Raw genomic sequence first — 6,240 nt, forward strand, 5'->3', positions numbered from 1 at the left:
GTCGCATCAAGGTTGACCGCATCCAGCACTACAACAACTCCAAGAGACCGGAATATGCGATGCATATGCTCCAGACCCTTATCGATGACACCCGTAAAGGAAAGATGCAGCCCGGCTGGGATGATTTTGGAAGGCTGGTGAGTTATTGACCTAAAACTGTAGCGACAGGAACCAAACCTTTCTGACGGAGCTTCAGCGGAGGAAGAAGGGCTTGACCGCTTGATTATTCCTTTTGCTTATTGACAATCTTGATGTAAGTTGAGAGAACTTTCTTCCCCAGTTGTCCTTTCCCTGCACAATCTTTGAAATACAAATCGAGGAAAGAACCTATCCCTTTTTGCTTATAAACGATGCATTTCATCCCATTGGGATCGACAATTTCAGTCTTGGAATCTGCCCCAAGTGTATCGTAAAGAGAAAGAATTGACTGGAGACTTTTGATAGTTTCCTGTTTGTTGGTTCCTATTTGAAAATATTGCGGTTCATCAAACCTATTATCGGTAGTTACAACAAGGTAATAGTTCCCACCTTTCGTATATATTCCATCAACGGTATAATACACCTTGCCTGTAATTTTAACGAAGTCTTCCTCTATGCTGCCAACAGAAATCTGGGCATTGCAAATTTGTCCACCCAAAATAGTTGCCAACAACGGCAGAATGCATAAAAGATATTTCCTCATAATTCTTAAGGATATTGCTTGTTACTTGTGCAAAAATAAGCATTTATAGCGATAAGCTTATCAGAAACTGTTCCATTTCCTCAAACTCCGGCAAATGCCCTTCACCACAATTGTATGCCAAATGATTGGGATATCCCTTGTACTCATCCTCAAGCTGGAATCCCATCTTCTTGAAGTGGAACGCCTCTGCAACTGTCCTGCTGCGATTATTGCCGAATGAACAATGCAGGACTACCTTTTCTCCGGCAGCATCGGCCTTCATCAGTTCACGCACAGCGGCTAGAATATTCTCCAATCCCATATCCGGGCCTTCCTCTACCAAAGGGAAATGATACCAGCGGATTCCTTTTGCCTCTATCGTCTTGAGCACATCCTTCGGGTAATCGTGGCCAGAGACATTGATGAGAACCTGAACACCGCCGAAGATCCAGGGATTGTTCAGGTCTGCGATTGTTGGGAACGGACGGACGATAAGGTTTGAGAAGGAGTAGGCTTTCATTCGCTTTTGTCAGATAATTCTCAAACACTGCTCGATGGTATTGATTGCGTGCTGGTAGCATCCGCCTTCAATACTGTTGTCGAGATAGGATATCCAGAGAGCTTTGGGCTTCTCATCGAGAAATCTTTTGGTGGCATCATCGCAATCCGGCCAGACCAGAATCAAATCCCACCGGTCGCAGTCACAGCAGGCCATATGATATCCGTCGACAAGAAGAAGCTTGCCGGCATTCTTCTCCACCATCTCCAGACGATTTGGTTTTCCTCCGGAATATTCCTCAAAACAGGTAGTGCAATAGTAGTTGCACAGCCTGAGAATTACTTCCCGCTGCTCTTGGAATCCTCCGACAAAGAGAACCCGCAGGATTCTGTTCTGAGTCTCGTTTTCCATCTTGATTACAATGCTTTCAGCGCTGACAGTATCCTTTCCTGCAATTCTTCCGGAAGGGCCTTGATTTGGGGCTCTTGCTCGGACTTATCGATAACACCGAGCAGAATGCCCAGGGCCCACATATGGCAACGGTCAAGACTGTTGAATATGGCTTCATCTGTCCTGTGATTCCAGGTTGGAGCATTGTTGATGTGCATATACCGGCAGAGATTGATGATATTTTGTACCGCAGCAGCGACTTCTGCAGGGCAATCAATCATATCAACAAGGACCTTCCAAAAACTCAATGGGAGATATACATTCTTCAGAGTTGTTGCCTGCATAAACATCGGGGCAATCTCTTTCGGTTTGTATCCAGCAATGCCGCAACCGATAGCAGTGACGAAGAATTTCAAGTCCGGATGATTACAAGCATACGAGGTAAATCTTCTCACGGCTCTGTCGGTGCTATTCAGGCCCTCCATTGTGGGGATTGCATAACTTTTCCCTTGAAGACCCTCTCCGCGACCCCAGACTGCACCGAATTTCTCCATCGCCACACGCGCCGCTCCTCCGATGTGGGCTCCGTCTTCATTGCTGCCAAAAACGAACACCTCGTTCGGCTCAAGCACATTGACTCCTGAAGGCGTTATTCTGGAAGGGAGAGTGCCGGTATTGCCGCCCTCGCTCCAGTATTTTTCTTCATCAGTGTAGAAATTCTTCTCCATGGTGTGACTAGTCGATTATTTTTTCCAATAACGCTGCTTACATTCGCTGCAGGCCCATTGAGGGTTGCCGTCAATATTGAACAAACATCCTCCGAGAACAACTTCCTTGCGCTCCGCTTTTTCGTACATTTCCGGTCCCGGCATACCATAGACCAGACGAACAACCTTTCCGCCGCATTTCTGACATTTGAATGGGCGATTGGTTACTATGATGGGTTCACTGCTCAATTCGCCGTCTGCACTCGTATCATCTCCATCTTCGATTTTACAATAAATGTCCAAGGCAGCCATTCCTGAAACAGCTGAGGCCTTTTTGTTCTCCCAGATAAACACATCCGGAAGCCCAATAGGGGCTGGGTCAGTACCATCATCTTCTGACTTTGGCTCGAATACTTTGGTGTTTCCGAATTTGCCGAAATACACAGCACCTGGATATCCGTATTCACGTGCCAATTCAATGATTGCTTTAGGGGTTCTCATAATAATGCTTGCTTACTGATTGCTAAGTTAATAATATTTTTCCGGCGGTCTAGTAACAGATGCCGCAGTTATAGGGTACAAGCCTTTTGATTTCCTTCTCGTGGAATCTGATGCTTCTTGGAGTTCGTGTGACTCTGACGGTGACATCGAGCAGTCCGTTCCAGTCGTTCCAGCCGGTGAAATTGATGATTGCTTCGTTGTCTGATGCGAGCGTCACCTTGGGGAGCAGACTGGCATCCTGATTGAGTTTCTGGAGCTTTGAGAAGCCGTTCTTGTGCAGGAATCCGAGTCTGGTATCTTCGAATTGCTCACGATAGACTGTCTCCAGGACCTTGTTCAAATCCCCGGTATGCAGGAAGTAGAGGATGGACTCGTAGCCTCCGTGCCAGAACTTCGGCAAGTGATAAGGCAACTCTGTGAGCAGGAAGAGTTCCCAGATGCATTCCGTAGTGAAATCAAAACCGACTTTCTTCCAGATTTCGTAGTATCCTTTCGGCATCATCCTGAAGAATGCCGGGGTGTGTTCAAAATCGTGAATGGATTCAAGGTCCGGAACTGACTCTTTCCGGGCATACGGAGTGCATAGGTCCCCATAGCCTGCCATCAAAGGAAGGACGGTCTCATACGCATATCCTTTCCGTGGCCGAAGGTGTTTCAGCGATTTGATGATAGTATCCAAGGACGCAATCCTGCGCTCGTCCTTGTGGCTCCATTTGATTTTCTTGCAGGCTCTAACGAAAGCTGCTCCTGCACGGCCAAGATTATTCGTTTCCATAGTGGCAAAATGTCTTTGATGGCTTCTCGTTTGAATTCATCGCCTATTCTTTATTGTTGTCTGCCTTCTCCGGCATCCAGATGTATAAATCAGAATTAAAGAATCTCTGTTTGAGCTGAAGGAATCTTCCATCAATCGTCTCAAAAGAGTCACATTCTTTCCCATAATTATGTTCGCATATATGCTTAACGGCCGTTGTCGTGAGTTTCTTGCAGTATATAGTTTTGGGCTCTCCTTCCTCAGCCTCCCGATTTCGTCTGCTATGCTTGCACATATAGCAGTCCTTGACATCAAATCCCTTGTCGCGGCAGATATGAAGGCAATACTGCCAGAACTCATTGGTATCATAATAACCAATCAAGTTTGCCGTTATTTCAATGAGAGGATGAGAGAAGTGCTTATCGAGATAATCAATGCACCGAATGGTTGGTATTGGAGTCAAGAATGACTTGAATGACGGGTAGAGCACAAATTTGTACAGTTTCAGACAATGCTCTTCATTCGGATTATATGTGGTTGGCTTGAAGTTGAATAACTGCACTGTATCAGATTCGCGGATGGGCTCCTTGACAAGTGTTTCCAGATCTTCCATCTTCTTCAGACGGATTTCGATGATTTTATAACCAGAATTAAGTTTGGTATCATCTGATTTGTGCTTATGCCATATCTCAATGAATATCGGTTCTTTTTTTCCGGTATTATCGATAAGAGCAAGGTCTGGACGGAAGTCACCGATTTGCTTTTCCACCAGACATTCTTGGTAGTAATCTTTGAGATTGAAGGTTTTCCTCTCAACGGATTTACAGCTGCCAGAATAATTGTCTGCTTTGAATCTGCACTTATCAATATTGCGGCATTGGCTTGTGACCGGCATCTCCAATTCAAACGGTTCGTCGCTATCGAATTTCTCCTTCAGCAAGCGCTCTGCTGTGTCGTGGATATATTTGTCCATTGAACATCGAGATCCTTTGTCGTGGAAGAAACAGTGCCTATTTTTCTTGCCGAGACGCGGACGAAGACGTTTATGGCAGCAGGGGCATTCATAGTTGTAAGCGCGGCGGTTTTCCGGAGTTACCCCACTTATATGGAGCAATTTCGGTGCACCGACGTCGGCATAAGGGTACTGAACGTCACCCTCATAAATTGTATGAATGCCATCGTATGTCTCCATTTTGCTTGCCTAATATTCAATGTGACAAAGGTACGGAAGCAGTTTGACAGGTTTTGACAGTGCAAGTCGGTTTTTTCTAGGAGGGATTGGAGTATTATGGCATAAGAACTATCCTCATTTCCAAACAGAAATCACGAAAAGTGAATGAGTTTGGGAGAAAATAACTAAATTTGCATTGGAATCGGGGCCGAATCGCCAGGATTCCAGGACATACAGACTAAAGCGCATTTGCTTTTTACGCAGTAGACTTAAAAACCGGGCAAAGTTTTAATCAACCTACGTACGTAACAAGTGAGTGCCCAGATATCCCATCTGGGCCAAATCTTGTTCGTAGGTTGACGGTTCCGCCCGGTTCCCGAAGTCCCGGCAAGAGGCGGCCCAGATTTTGTGTGGTAGTTATTGGATTGAATATGGATACGAACTACTTGGACAGGACATTGCTCAATCTCGTGTCGATAGGGCGCGAGAGTGAACCGGCACGTGTCGAGAAGCTGGAGAGGATGAAAAAGGAGATGCTTGACTACGCTGCGAGTCGTAAAAACGAGTCGGAGCGTCCGATGTCGTATCTGTATGACGAATTCCAGTTGCCGACTGTGGCCGAGATGCTTTCCTACATAGCAGAGGTATCACTCCTGCAGGACTTCAATGAAATAGATTGGGATGACAAGGCACAAATTGAGGCCGTAGAAGACCTTGACAGCATCAGGATGACAATTGCATTGCTGTGCTATTTCACCGTCCTTGTGAACGAGAATTTCGTGGAAGATGACTTCGTTCACCTGTTTACTGACAGCCTCACATATTACCAGGATAACTGCCGGGAGAGAATGGGACAGCTGCACGAGGATGGCGAAGGGTGGAAGACTGATTTCTCAGGATGTCTGTTCGTATGATTAGAATCTTGATGCCGTTTGTTGGAGATTCATTATATTTACACCGTTAAATAGCAATTTGCAAACTGATTAATCATAGTAGAATGATTATCCATACTTACGGAAATAAAGATAAACCAAGTTTGCTCTTGCTTCCCGGGCTAGGAGTTTCGTATGAATTATTTTTCCCTTTGATTGACCTTCTTAGGGAGAAGTATTATATATTAACGGCAGAGGTGGACGGTTTTATACTTGGGGAATACACCAAATTTACCAGTATTGACGATCAGGCGGGACAGGCAATCACGTATGTCAAAGAAAATTTGTGCGGACATCTGGATTGTGCATATGGTCTTTCGATGGGAGGCAAGATTCTGTCAAGGATGCTAGAACGAAATGAAATTTCCATTCACCATGCCATATTGGATGCCGCACCTTTACTCCCTTTGTCGAGATGGTGTGTTGGACTTCTGCGTTACTATCAATGCTTCAACGTGTGGACATGTTACCATTGTACAGGATTCTGGAAAATGGTGTTTCATTCGCACTATTTTGATGTTCTTCTTGACGAATGTAGGAAAGTATGGCCTTATGGTAAAGGCCGGGCGGTTTTAGACGGGTACAAAGACATCTATACACATAAACTGGAGTCAGTTGGCAAAAC

Annotated in this window: 9 protein-coding genes; 2 read left to right on the forward strand and 7 right to left on the reverse strand. The window is 45.3% G+C overall.

Annotation, left to right across the window (positions count from 1 at the left end; translation table 11 throughout):
- Window positions 1-223: 223 nt before the first annotated feature.
- Genes AC06L3_RS01220 through AC06L3_RS01250 form a run of 7 tightly spaced genes read right to left on the reverse strand, consistent with a single transcriptional unit; the run spans window position 224 to window position 4,704 of the window.
- The gene (locus AC06L3_RS01220; protein ID WP_475668804.1) at window positions 224-682 is read right to left on the reverse strand and encodes a hypothetical protein; all 459 of its coding nucleotides are present in this window, start codon (window positions 680-682) and stop codon (window positions 224-226) included.
- A gap of 43 nt (window positions 683-725) precedes the next feature.
- A complete protein-coding gene (locus tag AC06L3_RS01225) occupies window positions 726-1,181 on the reverse strand; it encodes a protein-tyrosine phosphatase family protein (protein ID WP_475668805.1) in 456 nt (151 codons plus the stop codon).
- A gap of 9 nt (window positions 1,182-1,190) precedes the next feature.
- Entirely contained in the window at window positions 1,191-1,571 is a 381-nt protein-coding gene (locus AC06L3_RS01230) for a hypothetical protein (RefSeq protein WP_475668806.1), read from the reverse strand.
- Window positions 1,572-1,576: 5 nt separating this feature from the next.
- Window positions 1,577-2,278, reverse strand: coding sequence for an A1S_2505 family phage non-structural protein (locus AC06L3_RS01235; protein WP_475668807.1), 702 nt, complete (start codon window positions 2,276-2,278; stop codon window positions 1,577-1,579).
- 15 nt (window positions 2,279-2,293) lie between these two features.
- Window positions 2,294-2,758, reverse strand: coding sequence for a hypothetical protein (locus AC06L3_RS01240; RefSeq protein ID WP_475668808.1), 465 nt, complete (start codon window positions 2,756-2,758; stop codon window positions 2,294-2,296).
- Window positions 2,759-2,807: 49 nt separating this feature from the next.
- Window positions 2,808-3,533, reverse strand: a complete 726-nt coding sequence (locus tag AC06L3_RS01245; protein WP_475668809.1) for a hypothetical protein — start codon at window positions 3,531-3,533, stop codon at window positions 2,808-2,810.
- A gap of 43 nt (window positions 3,534-3,576) precedes the next feature.
- Window positions 3,577-4,704: a competence protein CoiA family protein gene (locus AC06L3_RS01250; protein ID WP_475668810.1), complete on the reverse strand. Its 1,128-nt coding sequence runs from the start codon at window positions 4,702-4,704 to the stop codon at window positions 3,577-3,579.
- A gap of 410 nt (window positions 4,705-5,114) precedes the next feature.
- Between AC06L3_RS01250 and AC06L3_RS01255 the strand changes: the two genes are divergently transcribed.
- Entirely contained in the window at window positions 5,115-5,597 is a 483-nt protein-coding gene (locus tag AC06L3_RS01255) for a hypothetical protein (RefSeq protein ID WP_475668811.1), read from the forward strand.
- Between the two features lie 83 nt (window positions 5,598-5,680).
- Window positions 5,681-6,240, forward strand: a 560-nt coding sequence (locus AC06L3_RS01260) for a hypothetical protein (protein WP_475668812.1), incomplete at its 3' end; no start/stop codon positions are given.

Source organism: Candidatus Egerieousia sp., from assembly GCF_056211015.1.

What these genes read in the sequence shown, in the direction of transcription:
- AC06L3_RS01230 (WP_475668806.1), bottom strand. Translation starts at nt 1,571, where the DNA reads ATGGAAAACGAGACTCAGAACAGAATCCTGCGGGTTCTCTTTGTCGGA.
- AC06L3_RS01255 (WP_475668811.1), top strand. Translation starts at nt 5,115, where the DNA reads ATGGATACGAACTACTTGGACAGGACATTGCTCAATCTCGTGTCGATA.
- AC06L3_RS01240 (WP_475668808.1), bottom strand. Translation starts at nt 2,758, where the DNA reads ATGAGAACCCCTAAAGCAATCATTGAATTGGCACGTGAATACGGATAT.
- AC06L3_RS01245 (WP_475668809.1), bottom strand. Translation starts at nt 3,533, where the DNA reads ATGGAAACGAATAATCTTGGCCGTGCAGGAGCAGCTTTCGTTAGAGCC.
- AC06L3_RS01250 (WP_475668810.1), bottom strand. Translation starts at nt 4,704, where the DNA reads ATGGAGACATACGATGGCATTCATACAATTTATGAGGGTGACGTTCAG.
- AC06L3_RS01220 (WP_475668804.1), bottom strand. Translation starts at nt 682, where the DNA reads ATGAGGAAATATCTTTTATGCATTCTGCCGTTGTTGGCAACTATTTTG.
- AC06L3_RS01235 (WP_475668807.1), bottom strand. Translation starts at nt 2,278, where the DNA reads ATGGAGAAGAATTTCTACACTGATGAAGAAAAATACTGGAGCGAGGGC.
- AC06L3_RS01225 (WP_475668805.1), bottom strand. Translation starts at nt 1,181, where the DNA reads ATGAAAGCCTACTCCTTCTCAAACCTTATCGTCCGTCCGTTCCCAACA.